The organism is Pseudomonas sp. LFS044, from assembly GCF_047978245.1.
Classification (GTDB): domain Bacteria; phylum Pseudomonadota; class Gammaproteobacteria; order Pseudomonadales; family Pseudomonadaceae; genus Aquipseudomonas.
Window position 1 is genome coordinate 113927 of record NZ_JBFPFX010000009.1, and the last position, 16706, is coordinate 130632.

The 16706-nt window shown below is 64.2% G+C and carries 14 protein-coding genes; 8 read left to right on the forward strand and 6 right to left on the reverse strand.

The genetic code is table 11. The features are described 5' to 3' along the window. Positions 1-140: 140 nt before the first annotated feature. Positions 141-2327 (reverse strand): OsmC domain/YcaO domain-containing protein, encoded by a 2187-nt coding sequence (locus ACNQPL_RS10165; RefSeq protein WP_416466593.1) that lies wholly within the window; start codon positions 2325-2327, stop codon positions 141-143. Between the two features lie 245 nt (positions 2328-2572). On the opposite strand from ACNQPL_RS10165, the gene ACNQPL_RS10170 reads away from it, so the two are divergent. The 4 genes from ACNQPL_RS10170 to ACNQPL_RS10185 are packed head-to-tail and all read left to right on the forward strand — an operon-like array spanning position 2573 to position 7677. Beyond that, entirely contained in the window at positions 2573-3028 is a 456-nt protein-coding gene (locus tag ACNQPL_RS10170) for a (2Fe-2S)-binding protein (protein WP_416466594.1), read from the forward strand. Beyond that, on the forward strand, positions 3028-5277 hold the full coding sequence (locus ACNQPL_RS10175) for a molybdopterin cofactor-binding domain-containing protein (protein ID WP_416466595.1): 2250 nt from the start codon (positions 3028-3030) through the stop codon (positions 5275-5277). The genes ACNQPL_RS10170 and ACNQPL_RS10175 overlap by 1 nt, the downstream gene beginning before the upstream one ends. Before the next feature lie 18 nt (positions 5278-5295). Then, entirely contained in the window at positions 5296-6642 is a 1347-nt protein-coding gene (locus tag ACNQPL_RS10180; protein ID WP_416466596.1) for a c-type cytochrome, read from the forward strand. A gap of 12 nt (positions 6643-6654) precedes the next feature. After that, the gene (locus tag ACNQPL_RS10185; RefSeq protein WP_416466597.1) at positions 6655-7677 is read left to right on the forward strand and encodes an XdhC family protein; all 1023 of its coding nucleotides are present in this window, start codon (positions 6655-6657) and stop codon (positions 7675-7677) included. Positions 7678-7679: 2 nt separating this feature from the next. Here ACNQPL_RS10185 and ACNQPL_RS10190 read toward each other — a convergent pair whose 3' ends face one another. Then, entirely contained in the window at positions 7680-8495 is an 816-nt protein-coding gene (locus tag ACNQPL_RS10190) for a substrate-binding periplasmic protein (RefSeq protein WP_416466598.1), read from the reverse strand. 149 nt (positions 8496-8644) lie between these two features. Continuing rightward, a complete protein-coding gene (locus ACNQPL_RS10195) occupies positions 8645-8965 on the reverse strand; it encodes a hypothetical protein (protein ID WP_346614349.1) in 321 nt (106 codons plus the stop codon). A 273-nt stretch (positions 8966-9238) separates the two neighbouring features. On the opposite strand from ACNQPL_RS10195, the gene ACNQPL_RS10200 reads away from it, so the two are divergent. Further along, positions 9239-9901 carry a TetR/AcrR family transcriptional regulator gene (locus tag ACNQPL_RS10200; RefSeq protein ID WP_346614350.1) on the forward strand — a complete coding sequence of 221 codons (663 nt, stop codon included), beginning with the start codon at positions 9239-9241 and terminating at the stop codon, positions 9899-9901. Between the two features lie 50 nt (positions 9902-9951). Then, entirely contained in the window at positions 9952-11466 is a 1515-nt protein-coding gene (locus ACNQPL_RS10205) for an MDR family MFS transporter (protein WP_416466599.1), read from the forward strand. 51 nt (positions 11467-11517) lie between these two features. Here the strand turns inward: ACNQPL_RS10205 and ttdB are convergent, their stop codons facing one another. The 3 genes from ttdB to ACNQPL_RS10220 are packed head-to-tail and all read right to left on the reverse strand — an operon-like array spanning position 11518 to position 14433. Beyond that, positions 11518-12126, reverse strand: a complete 609-nt coding sequence (ttdB, locus tag ACNQPL_RS10210; RefSeq protein ID WP_346614413.1) for a L(+)-tartrate dehydratase subunit beta — start codon at positions 12124-12126, stop codon at positions 11518-11520. Positions 12127-12152: 26 nt separating this feature from the next. Next, entirely contained in the window at positions 12153-13052 is a 900-nt protein-coding gene (gene ttdA, locus ACNQPL_RS10215) for a L(+)-tartrate dehydratase subunit alpha (RefSeq protein WP_346614352.1), read from the reverse strand. 49 nt (positions 13053-13101) lie between these two features. Continuing rightward, the gene (locus ACNQPL_RS10220) at positions 13102-14433 is read right to left on the reverse strand and encodes a dicarboxylate/amino acid:cation symporter (RefSeq protein ID WP_416466600.1); all 1332 of its coding nucleotides are present in this window, start codon (positions 14431-14433) and stop codon (positions 13102-13104) included. 460 nt (positions 14434-14893) lie between these two features. Between ACNQPL_RS10220 and ACNQPL_RS10225 the strand changes: the two genes are divergently transcribed. Together ACNQPL_RS10225 and ACNQPL_RS10230 are read left to right on the forward strand one after the other, a co-directional pair. Next, positions 14894-15886, forward strand: coding sequence for an aliphatic sulfonate ABC transporter substrate-binding protein (locus tag ACNQPL_RS10225; protein WP_416466602.1), 993 nt, complete (start codon positions 14894-14896; stop codon positions 15884-15886). Next, entirely contained in the window at positions 15886-16704 is an 819-nt protein-coding gene (locus ACNQPL_RS10230; RefSeq protein ID WP_346614355.1) for an ABC transporter permease, read from the forward strand. Before ACNQPL_RS10225 ends, ACNQPL_RS10230 begins: the two co-directional genes overlap by 1 nt. Positions 16705-16706 lie beyond the last annotated feature (2 nt).

A 16706-nucleotide genomic window follows, 5' to 3' on the forward strand; every position in this document is an offset into this window, starting at 1 on the left:
CGCTGCTGGCGGGACGCGGCAAGCGGTAATGCCCGATGGGCAATACGGATTGGCAATAGCCCGTATGCCATTGAGCTATTTAGGCGATTCTTTGCGAGCGAGCTTGCCCGCCAATGGGGCGCAAAGCGCCCCGCGGTCATTCACACCGCCTTGGCCCGTGCGGCATGCAGCTTCTTGTAGCTCTCGATCAGGCGCAGGTGACGGTCCAGCCCTTCCAGCTTCATGCTGGTCGGTGTCAGCCCATGGAAGCGCACGCTACCATCGACCGACCCCAGCACCGCATCCATGCGCGGGTTGCCGAACATGCGGCGGAAGTTGGCCTCGTAGTCTTCCATCTGCAGATCGTCGTCCAGCATCACTTCCAGCACCACGTTCAGCGCCTGGTAGAACAAACCACGCTCGACCGTGTTGTCGTTGAACTGCAGGAACGCCTCGACCAGCTCCTTGGCGTTCTCGAACCGCTTCAGCGCCAGGCAGATCAGCAGCTTCAGCTCAAGGATGGTCAACTGGCCCCACACCGTGTTGTCGTCGAACTCGACACCGATCAGCGTGGTGATGGTGGTGTAGTCATCCACCTCGCAGTTGTCCAGGCGCTTGCGCAATGCGCGCAGGGCGCGGTTGTCGAGGCTGTGCAGGTTGAGGATGTCTGCGCGGAAATCCAGGGCGCGATTGGTGTTGTCCCAGATCAGGTCTTCGACCGGGTAGATCTCGGAATAGCCGGGCACCAGAATGCGGCAGGCATTGGCGCCGAGGTTGTCGTACACGGCCATGTACGCCTCTTTGCCCAATGCTTCGAGGATGCCGAACAGGGTGGCAGCTTCCTGAACGTTGGAGTCTTCGCCGTGGCCGCTGAAGTCCCACTCGACGAACTCGAAGTCGGCCTTGGCGCCGAAGAAACGCCACGACACCACGCCGCTGGAGTCGATGAAGTGCTCGACGAAGTTGTTCGGCTCGGTCAGCGCATGGCTTTCGAAGGTCGGCTGCGGCAGGTCGTTGAGGCCCTCGAAGCTGCGGCCTTGCAGCAGTTCGGTCAGGCTGCGCTCCAACGCCACTTCAAAGCTTGGGTGCGCGCCGAACGAGGCGAACACACCGCCCGTGCGCGGGTTCATCAAGGTGACGCACATCACCGGGAACTCACCGCCCAGCGACGCATCCTTGACCAGCACCGGGAAGCCCTGCTCTTCCAGCCCCTGAATGCCGGCGACGATGCCCGGGTACTTGGCCAGCACCTCTTGCGGCACGTCGGGCAGGCACAGTTCGCCTTCGAGAATTTCACGCTTCACCGCCCGTTCGAAAATCTCCGACAGGCACTGCACCTGCGCTTCGGCCAGGGTGTTGCCGGCGCTCATGCCGTTGCTGAGGAACAGGTTTTCGATCAGGTTGGACGGGAAGTACACCACCTGCTCGTCCGACTGGCGCACGAACGGCAGCGAGCAGATACCGCGCTCGGTATTGCCCGAGTTGGTGTCATACAGGTGCGAGCCGCGCAGCTCGCCATCCGGGTTGTAGATCTCCAGGCAGTGCTCGTCGAGGATCTCGGCGGGCAATTCATCCTTAGGCCCCGGCTTGAACCACTGCTCGTTCGGGTAATGCACGAACGCTGCGTTGGCGATTTCCTCGCCCCAGAACTGGTCGTTGTAGAAGAAGTTGCAGTTCAGCCGCTCGATGAACTCACCCAGCGCCGAGGCCAGCGCGGCCTCCTTGGTCGAGCCTTTACCGTTGGTGAAGCACATCGGCGACTGCGCATCGCGCACGTGCAGCGACCACACGTTCGGCACGATGTTGCGCCACGAGGCGATCTCGATCTTCATGCCCAACCCGGCCAGCAGGCCGGACATGTTGGCGATGGTCTGCTCCAGCGGCAGGTCCTTGCCAGCGATGTAGGTGGTGGTGTCGGCCACGGGCATCAGCAGGCCCTGGGCATCGGCGTCGAGGTTGTCCACCTCTTCGATGATGAACTCAGGGCCGGTCTGCACCACCTTCTTGACCGTGCAACGGTCGATGGAACGCAGGATGCCCTGGCGGTCTTTTTCCGAGATATCTTCGGGCAGCTCGACCTGGATCTTGAAGATCTGGTTGTAGCGGTTTTCGGGGTCGACGATGTTGTTCTGCGACAGGCGGATATTCTCGGTGGGGATATCCCGGGTCTGGCAGTACAGCTTGACGAAATAGGCGGCGCACAGGGCCGACGAGGCAAGGAAATAATCGAACGGCCCCGGGGCCGAGCCGTCGCCCTTGTAGCGGATCGGCTGGTCGGCGATTACCGTGAAGTCGTCGAATTTGGCTTCCAGACGGAGGTTGTCCAGAAAGTTGACCTTGATTTCCATGCGGGGGTACCAGAAAGCGTGCGGAACGAATGGCGGGCATTATCCGGTTTTTTTACCGGGAAGTCTTGGGGCACCGCCCTGCCCCTGCGCAATTGCGCATTTCACCGGATTACTTGCCTGATCCTCTGAACCTGCAGCGTCTGCCAGACAGGCGGTCACTGCGCTGTGCTAGCGTTTGCGGATTGGGGAACGATGCATTCCCCACCTGATAGCAACGATAACAACCGATGATCAGCAGGTGAGCCATGGAACTTCGAATCAATCAGAAGACCTACCAGGTCGAGGCCGACGCCGACACGCCCCTGCTGTGGGTGATCCGCGACGACCTGGGCCTGACCGGCACCAAATATGGCTGCGGCCTGGCCCAGTGCGGCGCGTGCTCGGTACTGGTGGACGGCAATGTGGTGCGTGCCTGCGTCACGCCGGTGGCCGGGGTGGTCGGGCGTGAAGTGACCACCATCGAAGCCATCGAGGCCGATGAGGTGGGCAAGCGCGTGGTGGCGGCCTGGGTCGAACACCAGGTGGCCCAGTGCGGCTACTGCCAGTCTGGCCAGGTGATGGCGGCCACCGCGCTGCTCAAGCACACCCCACAACCCAGCGATGCGCAGATCGACGCGGCGATGGTCAACCTGTGCCGCTGCGGCACCTACAACGCCATCCATGCTGCCGTGCATGAGCTTGCCCAAGGGGAGAAGGCCTGATGAACACGCCTGTCGATACCTCTGCGGCCCTGCTCGACCTGCCCCTGGGCGAACCGGTCAACCTGTCGCGTCGGCGCTTTCTGGCCGGTAGCGCAATCGGCGCTCTGGTACTGGGCTTCGGCCTGCCGTTGGGCTCAAGCCGGGTTCAGGCCGCCACTGCGGCCACTGCCGAACGTGGCACCCAGGTGCCGGCATTCCTTGAGATCCGCCCGGACAGCACGGTGCGCCTGCTGTGCCCATTCATGGAGGGTGGGCAAGGTACCTACACCGCCATGGCGCAGATCGTCGGTGAAGAACTGGATGCCGACCCAGCCACTTTCCTGGTCGACAGCGCGCCGCCCGGCGAAGCCTATGTGGTGATGGAAAACGGCATGCGCATCACCGGTGGCAGCATGTCGGTGCGCATGAGCTACCCGACCATGCGTCGCCTTGGCGCCCTGGCCCGGGCGATGTTGATGCAGGCCGCGGCCGACCAGTGGGGCGTGCCGGTCAGCGAACTGTCCACCGAACCAGGCAAGGTGCTGCACGCCGCCTCCGGCCGTTCGCTGGCCTACGGCGAACTGGCCGAACGCGCCATGGACCTGCCCGTGCCCGACCCTGCCAGCGTCAAGCTGCGCGACCCCAGCCAGTTCCGCTGGATCGGCAAGCCGGTACGCCGCGTCGATGCCTACGACAAGTCCACCGGCAAAGCCCTGTACACCATCGACATCAAGCTCGACGGCATGCTCCATGCCGCCGTGCAGCACGCCCCGCGCCTGGGCATGACGGTGGGCGGCCTGCGCAACGAAGCGCAGGTCAAGGCCATGAAAGGTGTGCACTCGGTGCATCAACTGCCCGGCGCCGTGGCCGTGGTCGCCGAACGCTGGTGGCACGCCAAGCGCGCGGTCGAAGCCATTCAGGTGGACTGGCAGGAACCGGGGGCCGACAGCAAGGTGCGGCCGATGCCGGCCGACTTCTCCAGTGACGCCTGGCGCGACCACCTGGCCGCCCAGCAGGGCCCAGCCCGTGACGAGGAGAACGACGGCGATATCGCCGGTGCCCTGGCCAATGCCAAGACCAAGGTCGAGGCCACTTACCACAACCAGTACCTCAACCACGCTCAACTGGAACCGCCATCCGCCATCGCGCGGTTCAACCCGGACGGTTCGCTCGAAGTGTGGCTGCCCAACCAGGCGCCGGACATGTTCCGCGACGACATCGCCAAGCGCACCGGCCTGCCCCCTGAGCAGATCACCCTGCATTCGCCGCTGCTGGGCGGCTTCTTCGGCCGCCACTTCCTGTATGACTCGGCCAACCCTTACCCGCAGGCCATCCTGCTGGCCAAGGCGGTAGGCCAGCCGGTAAAGCTGATCTGGAGCCGCGAGGAGGAGTTTCTGCGCGATGTGCTGCGGCCCGTTGCCGTGGTCAAGTTCCGCGCCGGGCTCGATGCCGATGGCCTGCCGGTGGCCATCGAAGCGGTCAGCGCCACCGAGGGCCCGACCGAAGCTCTGGCGGGCAAGCAAGGCGAGAAGATCGACCCGACAGCGCTCGAGGGCCTGTCGGGCAAGGCTTATGCCATCGCCAACAAGCGCATCGCCCAGATCTACGTCAAAGGCCCGGCCATGCTGGGCTACTGGCGCTCGGTGGGCAACTCGCTGAATGATTTTTTCTATGAGTCGTTCCTCGACGAGCTGGCCGACAAAGGCGGCAAGGACCCGTTCGAGCTGCGCCTGCACCTGCTGCGCGACAACCCGCGCCTGACCACCCTGCTGCAAGCGGTCGGCGAGTTGTCCGGCGGCTGGAAGCGCGGGCCGTTCACGGCCGAAGATGGCAGCAAGCGTGCCCGCGGTGTGGCCATGGCCTCGCCGTTCGGCTCGGAAGCGGCCGTGATTGCCGAAGTGTCGCTTGAAGGTGGCCAGGTCAAGGTGCACGACATCTGGCAGGCCATCGACCCCGGCAGCATCGTCAACCCGGCGATCATCGAAGCCCAGGTCAATGGCGCCGTGGCGCTCGGCCTGTCGCAGACGCTGGTCGAAGAAGCGGTGTTCATCGATGGCAAGCCGCGGGCGCGCAACTACGACCTGTACCCGATCCTGCCGGCTTCGCGCATGGCCCGGGTGCATGTGCGCATCGTTGAAAGCGGCGCGAAGATGGGGGGGATCGGCGAGCCGCCGCTGCCCGCCGTGGCCCCCGCCGTGGCCAACGCGGTGGCGCAGCTGACAGGCCAGCGCGTGCGCAGCCTGCCGTTAAGCCGCCATACCTTCAGCTGACCGGACAAGGACTGCCCCATGACCCAGAGTCGATTCGCAAGAACCGCAGGCTGGCTGGCGCTGCCGTGCCTGATCGCGGCAGGCCTGCTGGCCTGGTACGTCACCCGCGAGCCCGCTTCGCCCTTCGCCAGTGAACAGAACGTCAGCTTCGACCCGGCGTTGGTCAGCCGCGGTGAATACGTGGCCAGGCTCAGCGACTGCGTCGCCTGCCACAGCCTGCCCGAAGGCAAGCCCTTCGCCGGCGGCCTGGAAATGGCCACGCCGCTGGGCGCGATCCATGCCACCAACGTGACCCCCGACCCTGCGACCGGCATCGGCAATTACAGCCTCGCCGACTTTGACCGTGCGGTGCGCCAGGGCGTGGCGCCGGGTGGTCGGCGGCTGTACCCGGCCATGCCCTACCCGTCCTACGCCAAGCTCAGCGACGACGATGTGCGGGCCTTGTATGCCTTCTTCATGAAGGGTGTGCAGCCTGCGCAACAGGCGAACCTCCCCAGCGACATTCCCTGGCCGTTGAACATGCGCTGGCCGATTGCCTTGTGGAACGGCGTGTTCGCCGCCACCACACCCTATGCGGCCAAGGACGGGCAGGACGCGCTGTGGAACCGCGGCGCCTACATCGTCCAAGGCCCCGGCCACTGCGGCAGTTGCCATACCCCGCGCGGGTTGGCGTTCAACGAAAAGGCCCTGGATGAAGCCGGTAAACCCTACCTGGCGGGTGCCTTGCTGGATGGTTGGTACGCGCCCAGCCTGCGCGACGACCCCAACACCGGCCTGGGCCGCTGGAGCGAGGCCGAGATCGTGCAGTTCCTCAAGACCGGGCGCAACAAGCACGCGGTGGTGTACGGTTCGATGACCGAAGCGTTCAACAACTCCACCCAGTTCATGAGCGATGACGACCTGGCGGCGATTGCCCGCTACCTCAAGTCGTTGCCCGGCGACCCTCAGCGCGACGGCACCCCCTGGCAGTACCAGGCCGTTGCTGCTGGCGAACGGCTGAACAGCCCCGGCGCCCACACCTACGTGACCCGCTGCGCCACGTGCCACGGCCTGGACGGCAAGGGGCAGGCCGAATGGATGCCGCCACTGGCGGGCGCGACATCGGCGCTGGCCAAGGAGGACGCCTCAGCGATCAACATCACCCTCAATGGCTCGCAACGCGTCGTCACCGCAGGGCTGCCCGATGCCTACCGCATGCCGGCCTTCCGCGAACAGCTGTCGGACCAGGAAGTCGCCGATGTGCTGAGTTTCGTTCGCAGCACCTGGGGCAACCACGGCGGCGCGGTGGATGCACAGGCGGTCGGCAAACTGCGTGGGCACACCGACCCGGCCAGCAGCAGCCCGATCATCTTGCACATGCGCTGAGGAGAGCTGCCAATGGAAAGCATCGACCTGCTGGTGCTGCGCACCGCCCGCGACTGGCTGCAGGCTGGCGATCGAGCAATGCTGGCCACCGTGGCGCGCACCTGGGGTTCATCGCCCAGGCCGGTGGGCTCGATGATGGCCCTGCGCGGCGATGGCCGGGTGATCGGCAGTGTGTCGGGCGGCTGCATCGAGGATGACCTGGTGCACCGCTACACCACCGCCTACAGCGGCGATGGCATGCCCGAAGGGCCGCCGCAAGTGGTGCAGTACGGCGTCAGCGCCGACGAGGCGCACCGCTTTGGCCTGCCCTGCGGCGGCACCCTTGAGCTGATCCTCGAATTCTCCCCTGCGTTGCCGAGCCTGGAGCAGTTGCTGGCCCAGCTGGACGCGGGCCACCTGGTACGTCGCGAACTGCACCTGGGCAGCGGTCACGTTCACTTGAGCATCACCGCCACGCCCGAGCAATTCAGCTTCGATGGCCAGCGCATGGTCAATACCTTGGGCCCCGGCTACCGCATGCTGCTGATCGGTGCCGGGGTACTGGCCGAGTACCTGGCAACGATGGCCCTGTTCAACGGCTTCAAGGTGGCCGTCTGCGACCCCCGCCCCGAATACATGGGCGGCTGGAATGTCGCGGGCGTGGAAAAGATCGTTGGCATGCCGGACGACGTGGTCCGGGCCTTCGCCCCAGACCTGCGCAGTTGCATCGTCGGCCTCAGTCACGACCCCAAACTGGATGACCTGGCGCTACTGGAAGCGTTGCACAGCCCGGCGTTCTACATCGGTGTGATCGGCTCACGGCGCAACAACCAACTGCGCCGCGAACGGTTGATCGAACATTTCGGCGAAAGCGAAGCGTCGCTGGCACGCCTGCATGGCCCGATCGGCATCTATATCGGCAGCAAGACACCGGCGGAGATCGCGGTCAGCGTCATGGCCGAGATTCTGGCGGTGAAGAACGGCGTTGCCTTGCCCAGTGCAGTCAATGTAAGCAAGGCCAAGCAAGCACTGGGCGCGCTGGCACCGCCACTGTAGCGTCAGTGCGGCACGCCCGCCTGCTCCTGCTGCCAGCGCTCAAGGTTTTTTTCCAGCAACTGGCCGGGCAACGGGCCGGAGGCGATTTCTTTCATTTTTTGCGCCAACTGTTCACGCAGCGCGGGCTGGTTGCAGGGTGAGTCATGGGACAGCGCCAGGTACAACCCTTCGCTGGACACCGGCGGCTCCAGCACCTTCAACTGCTTGTCCATGCCTAGCGTGCGTGCCAGCGCCATACCGGGGTACTGCTCGTAGATCACGTAGTCGTTGCGCTTGTGCAGCAGCTTCTCGAACGCCTGCCTGGCGCTGGGCACCGCTTCGAGCGTGAGGTTGGCGTTGGCGTAATCGTCGAATTTCTGGCCGTGGCTGTTGCTGACCAGGGTGCCGCCCGTCAGCCCCTTGAGGTCCGCCCAGCCGCGATAGACAAAAGTTGCATCCTGACGCACCCAGACAACGCTTGGGGTATGCAGAAACGGTGGGCTGATGAAGTCCATCTCCTGCAGGCGCGCCTGGGTCAGGAAGTAGCCGGCCAACAGGTCGATGCGGCCGGTGCGCACTTCTTCCTGCGCGCGCGACCACGGCCCGCCATAACGCACGTCTACCTTGAGCCCCAGCGATTCACCCAGGTGCTTGAGCAAGTCGGCATTGGCGCCGATCAGCACCTGGGGGTTGTGCGGGTCGCGCCACAGGTAGGGGGGATATTCCGGATTGCCGGTCGCCGTCAATTGCCGACAACCCGCCTCCGCCACCGATAACTGCGGCAGCAGAAGCAGGCAAAGTGAAAGCAACCAGGACCGGCCAGACCCGCACTCGATCATCTCCACCCTCGGTGCATGCGGCCTTCGGCGGCCTGGCGTGGTCGCAAAAGGCTGCCACATCCTGTAGGCGCCTGCTGTACTGCTGGGCGCATGCCTTACACAGTCTGGACCAGATTCAGCCAGCCGCCAGGGCTTTCAACCGGGTCGGTTCACGCGGGCATACGCGCCAGCGAACGCTTGGCTGCTGCCTGGAACACACCGCGCAGTGCCTTGACCTGCTCTTCCGACAGGGTATGGGCGCAGGTCAGGCCCTGCAGGAAGCCGATGCCCCAGTTCTTGGTCTGATCCAGTTGCTGACGGTTTTCGGCTTCAGCGATATCACCCAGGTGCAGCGCGGCATGGTGCTCATAACGGTCACCCAGCGCCAACTTGCGCAGTTCACCCAGTGCCACCTTGAATTCAGCGGCGGCAACATCGTCCAGGCCCAGGTGCTCATACTGAAGCAGGCTCAGACGGTCGGTGGCGGTCATCTTCGAATCTCCGTTTCTCAATAAATGGAGCAATTACATGAAATTACCAGCCATGCCTGAACGCATCCGGGTGCCAGGCGATAGTGGTGTCGTTATCAGGCCTGTATACCATAGGTGGGGCCTCTCGCCCTAGCGGTGTGCGCTGTCCGGTTGCCTGTGCGCGTGCGCTGCCGATTACCGGTGCACCTCGGGTCACAAACACTAAATTTAAATTGAATTTAACTTAAAACTGAACCACTCTTGGCGTAATTGATAGCCCCAGGAATCGAAGCCATGGCGACAACCCCGCGCGAACCCCGCAAGGATGGCGAAGCCACCCGCACCCGGATTCTTCAGGCCGCCGGCGAGCTGTTTGCTGCCGTGGGTTATGCCGAAGCCAGCAACAAGGCGGTCGCGGCCAAGGCTGAGGTCGACCTGGCCTCGATCAACTACCACTTCGGCAGCCGCAACGGCCTGTATCTGGCGGTGCTGGACGAAGCCCGGCGACGCTTTCTGGATATTTCCGATCTGCAGCGCATTACCCTCGCCGAGCAGCCGGCAACCGACAAGCTGCGTGCCCTGGTCGAGCTGGTGGTGCGCAAGGCCACGCAAGGGCGCAACAACTGGCACCTGCGCGTGCTAGCTGCCGAGATCCTCGCCCCCAGCCCCCATGGCCAGGCCCATCTGCAGGCCGGTGCACCGATGAAGCTGGCACTGCTCAAAGGGCTGTTCAGCGAAATCACCGGCATTGCCCCGGAGCAGCCAGCCCTTACCCGCTGCATCCTGTGCGTCACAGCACCCTGGGCCATGCTGCTGATCGGCCCCCGCGGCGCCTCCGGTGCGCTTCACGAGATTCTTGGCATGCCCGCCGACGAGGTCGCTGCCCATTTGTACAGCTTCGCCCTGGCAGGCCTGCAGGAAACCAGCCGCCTGTATGCCCAAGGCAAAGGCCACTGACCGTGGCTAACCGCAACCCTCAAGCGCACCCTCAGGTGCAAGGCGGCCCCATGCAACCGACCGCAGGCAACGCCCCCGCACTGGCCGAACCGCAAGTGCAGGCCTCCATCCCTTTGCTGCTCGGCGCGCTGATGCTGGTGATGTTCCTCGCCGCGCTTGACCAGACCATCGTGTCCACGGCGCTGCCCACCATCGTCAGTGACCTCGGTGGGCTACGCTGGCTGTCGTGGGTGGTCACGGCATACTTGCTGGCCTCCACCGTGGTGGTGCCGCTGTATGGCAAGTTTGGTGACCTGTATGGCCGCAAGCGGGTGTTGCAGATCGCAATCGCCCTCTTCCTGCTGGGCTCGGCACTGTGCGGGCTGGCGCAGAACATGAGCCAGTTGATCCTGTTCCGTGCCTTGCAAGGCCTGGGCGGTGGCGGGCTGATGGTGGTCGCCATGGCCGCCATCGGCGACGTCATTCCACCGGCCGAGCGTGGGCGCTACCAAGGCCTGTTCGGCGGCGTGTTCGGCCTGGCGACCGTCGTCGGGCCGCTGATTGGCGGTTTTCTGGTCGAGCACCTGTCCTGGCACTGGATCTTCTTCATCAACCTGCCGCTGGGGCTGCTGGCGGTGGTGGTCATCGGCAGTGTGTTCCGCCCGCATGTCGCACCGGTCAAGCACGTGGTCGACTACATCGGCGCGTTCTTTCTGACCGTGCTGCTGGGCGCACTGGTGCTGATCACCAGCGTGGGTGGCAGCCTGCTGCCATGGGCCTCGCTCGATGTGCTGTGCCTGGCGTTGTTCGCCGTGATCGGCCTGGTTGGCTTCGTCTTCGAACAGCGACGGGCCGCCGAGCCGATCATGCCGCTGCACCTGTTCCGCCACCGCACCTTCGTGCTCGCCGGGCTGATCGGCTTGATCGTCGGCGTGTCGCTGTTCGGTTCGGTGACCTTCCTGCCGCTGTACATGCAGGTAGTCAAGGAGGCTTCACCGACCAGCGCCGGCCTGCAGATGCTGCCGCTGATGGGCGGTTTGCTGGTGGTGTCGGCCATTACCGGGCGGCTGATCAGCCGTTGGGGGCGCTACCGCCTCTTCCCGATCGTCGGCACCCTGCTGCAGGTGATCGCCCTCGGCCTGTTGAGCCGGCTGGAGCTGGATACGCCGATGTGGCAGATGAACCTGTACATGGGCTTACTGGGCGCAGGGCTGGGCATGGTGATGCAAGTGTTGATCCTGGCTGTGCAAAACAGCGTCGAACGGCGCCACATGGGCGTGGCGACATCAGGCGCCACGCTGTTCCGCTCCATTGGCGGCTCGGTTGGCGTATCGGTGTTCGGCGCGTTGTTCTCGCGTGCCTTGCTGGATGGGCTGCCCGGCGACTTCGCCGCCAATGCCGGTGGGGCCGCCAGCCTGTCGCCAACGGCGGTGCACGCCCTGGCGGCGCCCCTGCAGCAGGCGTACCTGCAGGCGTTTTCCGGGGCCATGCATGGGGTGTTTCTGGTGGCAGCGGTGGTGACCTGTGTGGCGTTCGGGTTGTCGTGGTTGCTGCGCGAGGTGCCGTTGCGTACGGCTCAGGGGTGAGGTCATCGTTGACGGCCCATCGCCGGCAAGCCGGCGATGGGGCCACCACAGTCACTTGATGAACCGCACCTGGCTGTTGATCTTCTCGATCACCGCCCCCTTGCGTTCATTGAAGCGCGCCTTGTTCTGCTCGAACAGGTTATTGCCCTTGGTATCGATGGAGATGATCAACGGCCCGAACTCACGCACCCGGTTGACCCACAAGGTTTCCGGCATACCCAGGTCCTGCCATTCCGCCCGTTCGATCTCCTCCACCTGGGTGGCCGCAAGCACCGCACAACCGCCCGGGAACACCGCATGCACGGCCTTGTTCTCCAGGCAGCCGGTGGTGGTTTCCGGGCCCATGCCGCCTTTGCCGACGATCAGTTTCACGCCGGTTTCTTCGATGAACTGCTTCTCGAACTTTTCCATGCGCATGCTGGTGGTCGGCCCGATGGACACCATCTCGAAGCTGCCATCGTCCTTCTTGCGCACGATCGGCCCGGCGTGGAAGATCGCCCCGCCGCGCAGGTCTACCGGCAGCTCGCGCTTGAGCTCGATCAGGCGGCGATGGGCCACGTCGCGGCAGGTGACCAGCTGGCCGGTCAGGTAGACCACATCGCCAACGTTGAGGTCGGCCAGGTCTTCGTCTTTGATCGGCGTGCTGAGGATCTTTTTCACAGCGCCTTTGTTCACAGTGGTCGGGTTCACAGGACTACACCTTCGTGCGAGAGGATGTCATAGGAGAGGTCGGCGTTGATGCGGATCTTGCCGCGGCGGTGCGCCCAGCAACCGGTGGAAACAGCCACGCCGATGGTCGAAGGGTGGCGCGCCGAGGACTCGATGTTCACGCCCATGACGCTGCTGTTGCCGGTCAGCCCCTGCGGGCCGATGCCGATTTCGTTGAGGCCGTCTTCCAGCAGCTTTTCCATCATCGCCGCGCTCTCGTTGGGGTGGCTGGAGTCGACCGGGCGCAGGATGGCCCGCTTGGACAGGCGTGCAGCGGTTTCCACCGAGGTCGACACCCCGACACCGACCAGCAGCGGCGGGCAGGCGTTGACGCCGCGCGAGGTGATCACGTCGAACACGAACTCGGTCACGCCTTCGTAGCCCTGGCCCGGCATCAGTACCTTGGCCGACCCTGGCAAGGTGCAGCCGCCACCGGCCATGTAGACGTCGACGATGGCATGGTCGGCGTCGGGGATGATTTCCCAGTCCAGCCACGGGATCTTCGAGCCGGTGTTGGTACCGGTGTTCTTCTCGATGAAGGTCTCTACCGCGTTGTGGCGCAGGGGGCCCTTGATGGTCGCCTCGCGCGTGGCGTTTTCCAGAATGCCTTCAAGCTCGCCCAGCAACGGGAACCGCGCGCCGGCCGAGATGAAGTACTGGATCACACCGGTGTCCTGGCAACTGGGACGGTCCAGTTTGTCTGCGTATTCCTGGTTGTCGGCCATCGAGTCGTACACCGCGATGGCCAGCGGGTTGGTTTCGGCGGCGCGCAGCTTGGCGGTCTTTTCCTTGACGTCCTTGGGCAGGCGCTTGCCGATGTAGGCGGTGAACTTGGCCATCACGTCGGTCAGCGATGACACGGCTGTTTCTTTATCCACGGGTTATCTCCTCAGGGCATTGCAAGGCGGGTCGTTCCAGTTGTTGGGCTCAGGCGCGGGTGGGGGTCGTCGCAGCCTGTACTACGGGGGTGGGCAACGTGCTTGTGTCGGCCTCCGGCTCGGCCTGGCCATCCAGCACCTGCGCCATGCGGGTGCTGTCCAGGGCGCCGACCCACTTGGCGATGGCCATGGTGCCGACCGCGTTACCGATGGTGTTGGTGATGGCGCGGGCTTCGGACATGAAGCGGTCGACGCCCAGCAGCAGGACCATGCCGGCCACGGGAATGTTGTCCATGGTCGCCAGGGTGGCGGCCAAGGTAATGAACCCCGAGCCGGTGACGCCCGCCGAGCCCTTGGAGGTGAGCAGCAGCACGCCCAGTACGATCAGTTGGTCCATCAAGGTCAGCGGCGTGTTGGTAGCCTGGGCGATGAAAATGGCCGCCATGGTGTAGTAGATGCACTGGCCGTCGGGGTTGAAGGTCAGGCCAGACGGGATCACCAGGCCCACCACGGGCTTGGATACACCCACCTTCTCCAGCTTGTTCATCAACTGTGGCACCACCGACTCGGACGAACTGGTGCCCAGCACGGTGAACAGCTCTTCACGCAGGTACTTGAGGAATTTCCACAGGCTGAAGCCCGACAGGCGCGCGATGGTGCCCAGGATGATCACCACGAACAGGAAGCACGTCAGGTACATGGTCGCCATCAGCTTGCCCAGCGACACGATCGACCCCAGGCCATACTTGCCCACGGTGAAGGCCATGGCGCCACAGGCCGCCAATGGCGCGACGCGCATGACCAGGCCGACGATGTAGAACATGCCGTGGGAAAACGACTCGAGCACATCGACCACCGGCTTGCCGCGCTCGCCCAGGTTGGCCAGCGCGATGCCCAGCAGGGTCGAGAACAGCAGGATCTGCAAGATTTCATTCTTGGCGAACGCGTCGACCACGCTGCCGGGGATCACATGCAGAAGAAAATCGGTGAACCCGCCCGAACCATTGGCTGCGGCGGCCGTGTAGCTGGAGATGGCCTGGGCGTCGAGGGTGGCAGGGTCGACGTTCATGCCCTGCCCTGGCTGCACCAGGTTGACCACCACCAGACCCAGCACCAGGGCGAAGGTCGACAGCACTTCGAAGTAGATCAACGCCCGCACACCGACGCGGCCGAGTTCCTTCATGTTCTCCATCTTGGCGATGCCCAACACCACCGTGGCGAAGATGATCGGCGCGAAGACCATCTTGATCAGCTTGATGAACGCATCACCCAGCGGTTTCATGTCGGCACCGACCTGCGGCCAGAACACGCCGACCAGGATGCCCAGCGTCACGCCTATCAGCACTTGTACGTACAGTTTGCCTATCAATCGCTTGGCCATTGCCGTCTCCGAATTATTGTTGTGGTCGGATGAATGTGGCGGCTGGGCCAACGGCTGCGTGCAGGCAGGACGCGCGTTAGCCCAGGTAACGTGTGGTTGTCACGTGGGCTAACGGTAAGGGGTTTTTTGCAGTACGGTAATACAGTTGGATTCACCTTATTAGTTACCTGAGGTTAACAGTCGACCGAGCCTTGAGGGCAGGCACTGTCTGCCAGGCAACAGCAGATCAGCAGAATGCCCCGCACCGCACAGGCTGCCGGCCGCCTGCGCTCTTGTGTGAGCGTTTTACAGGCATGGACCCATGGGGCCCTAAGGCACTGCCTGCACCCATGTTCGCGGCTCAATCCGCGCCCGCGGCCGCCCGGCAAAACCATTGATACAGGTTGGCGAGCGCCTCAATGGCCATATGGCATGCACCCTGCAATCGAATGGTCACACCTTCATTCGACTGGACCCTGCAATGCGCCTGACCCACCTGGCCCTCGCCCTCCCCCGCAGCCTCAAGACGTTGACTAGCGCAGGCTTGCTAGCACTCATCTGCAACCCGGCCGCCTACGCCGAAACTGCGCCCAAGGAAGTGCGCCTGGACTACGCCTATTACTCCCCCGTGAGCCTGGTGCTGAAGCATTTCGGCTGGGTGGAAAAAGCCCTGCCCGAAGCCAAGGTCAGCTGGGTGTTCAGCCAGGGCAGCAACCGCTCGCTGGAATACCTCAACAGCGGCGGCGCCGACTTTGGCTCATCCGCGAGCCTCTCGGCCGTGCTGGCCCGCGCCAACGGCAGCCCGATCAAGTCGGTGTACGTCTACAGCCGCGCCGAATGGACCGCCCTGGTGGTCGCCAAGGACTCACCCCTCCAAGGCATCGAAGAGCTCAAAGGCAAGAAGATCGCCGCCACCAAAGGCACCGACCCGTACCTGTTCACCCTGCGCGCCCTGGAAAAAGCCGGCCTGAAAAAAGACGACGTCGAATTGCTGCACCTGCAGCACCCGGACGGCCGCACCGCGCTGGAGAAAGGCGACGTCGACGCCTGGGCCGGCCTCGACCCGCACATGGCTGCCAGCGAACTGCAGGCCGGTTCACGTCTGCTGTACCGCAACAAGGACTTCAACAGTTATGGCGTGGTCAGCGTGACCGAGACGTTTGCCAAACAGCATCCACAGACCATAGCCAAAGTGATAAAGGCGTACGAACAAGCCCGCCACTGGGCGGTCGCGCATCCGGACGAGTTCGCCAAGTTGCTGGCTGAAGAGTCCAAGCTACCGCTGGATGTGGCCAAGCTGCAGCTGTCGCGCACCGACCTTTCCACCCCGCAACTGAGCGCCCAGGATGTCGCCGCGTCCAAGGCTGCCGCGCCGATTCTGGTTTCAGAAGAACTGGTCAAGCGTGGCGTGGACGTCAATGACGTCATCGATCAGCTGATCGACCCTTCCTTCGGCAAAGCCAGTATCGAGTGATGAGTAGCCACAGCAACCTGCTCGCCGCAGGCACCGCTCAGCCACGGCAATGGCCGCGCCGCCTCAAAGGCCTGGCGCTGCCGGTGGCGATCATTCTGCTGCTGGAAGCCGTGGTGCGCCTGGGCTGGATCGCCGCCTACCAGATGCCTGCGCCCAGCGAGGTCGCGCAAACCCTGTTGCAGCTCGCCGACGGTGCGCTATGGAAACACATCGGTGCCAGCCTCTCGCGGGTACTGGCAGGTTTCGCCATCGGCGCCCTGCTCGGCTTGCTGTTCGCCGCCTGGGTGGGCCTGAGCCGCGAGGCCGAAGCGTGGCTGGAGCCGACCTTCGCCAGCCTGCGGGCTATCCCCAGCCTGGCTTGGGTGCCGCTGTTGCTACTGTGGCTGGGCATTGGTGAAACCTCCAAGATCACCCTGATCGCCATCGGCGCGTTCTTCCCGGTCTACCTCAATGGCGTGGCGGCGATCCGTAACATTGACCGCAAGTTGGTGGAGGTGGCGCGCATGTATGGCTTCAGCCCGCTGCGCCTGGCCCGGCGGGTGCTGCTCCCAGCCGCCATCCCCGGGGTATTCACCGGGCTGCGCAGCGCGCTGAGCCTGAGCTGGATGTTCCTGGTAGCGGCTGAACTGATCGCTGCCACCCGCGGGCTGGGGTACCTGCTCAGTGATGGACGGGAAACCTCTCGGCCCGATCTGGTGCTGGCCGCGATCATTGTCCTGGCGCTACTTGGCAAGCTCAGCGACGGGCTGCTGGCCGGGCTGGAGAAACGCTGGCTGGCCTGGCGCGATACTTTCGATGGCACCGACACAAAGGCTTGAAC

Bases quoted from the DNA above. Each gene is read 5' to 3' on its own strand.
- ACNQPL_RS10165 (WP_416466593.1), bottom strand. From the start codon at position 2,327: ATGGAAATCAAGGTCAACTTTCTGGACAACCTCCGTCTGGAAGCCAAA.
- ACNQPL_RS10170 (WP_416466594.1), top strand. From the start codon at position 2,573: ATGGAACTTCGAATCAATCAGAAGACCTACCAGGTCGAGGCCGACGCC.
- ACNQPL_RS10175 (WP_416466595.1), top strand. From the start codon at position 3,028: ATGAACACGCCTGTCGATACCTCTGCGGCCCTGCTCGACCTGCCCCTG.
- ACNQPL_RS10180 (WP_416466596.1), top strand. From the start codon at position 5,296: ATGACCCAGAGTCGATTCGCAAGAACCGCAGGCTGGCTGGCGCTGCCG.
- ACNQPL_RS10185 (WP_416466597.1), top strand. From the start codon at position 6,655: ATGGAAAGCATCGACCTGCTGGTGCTGCGCACCGCCCGCGACTGGCTG.
- ACNQPL_RS10190 (WP_416466598.1), bottom strand. From the start codon at position 8,495: ATGATCGAGTGCGGGTCTGGCCGGTCCTGGTTGCTTTCACTTTGCCTG.
- ACNQPL_RS10195 (WP_346614349.1), bottom strand. From the start codon at position 8,965: ATGACCGCCACCGACCGTCTGAGCCTGCTTCAGTATGAGCACCTGGGC.
- ACNQPL_RS10200 (WP_346614350.1), top strand. From the start codon at position 9,239: ATGGCGACAACCCCGCGCGAACCCCGCAAGGATGGCGAAGCCACCCGC.
- ACNQPL_RS10205 (WP_416466599.1), top strand. From the start codon at position 9,952: ATGCAACCGACCGCAGGCAACGCCCCCGCACTGGCCGAACCGCAAGTG.
- ACNQPL_RS10220 (WP_416466600.1), bottom strand. From the start codon at position 14,433: ATGGCCAAGCGATTGATAGGCAAACTGTACGTACAAGTGCTGATAGGC.
- ACNQPL_RS10225 (WP_416466602.1), top strand. From the start codon at position 14,894: ATGCGCCTGACCCACCTGGCCCTCGCCCTCCCCCGCAGCCTCAAGACG.
- ACNQPL_RS10230 (WP_346614355.1), top strand. From the start codon at position 15,886: ATGAGTAGCCACAGCAACCTGCTCGCCGCAGGCACCGCTCAGCCACGG.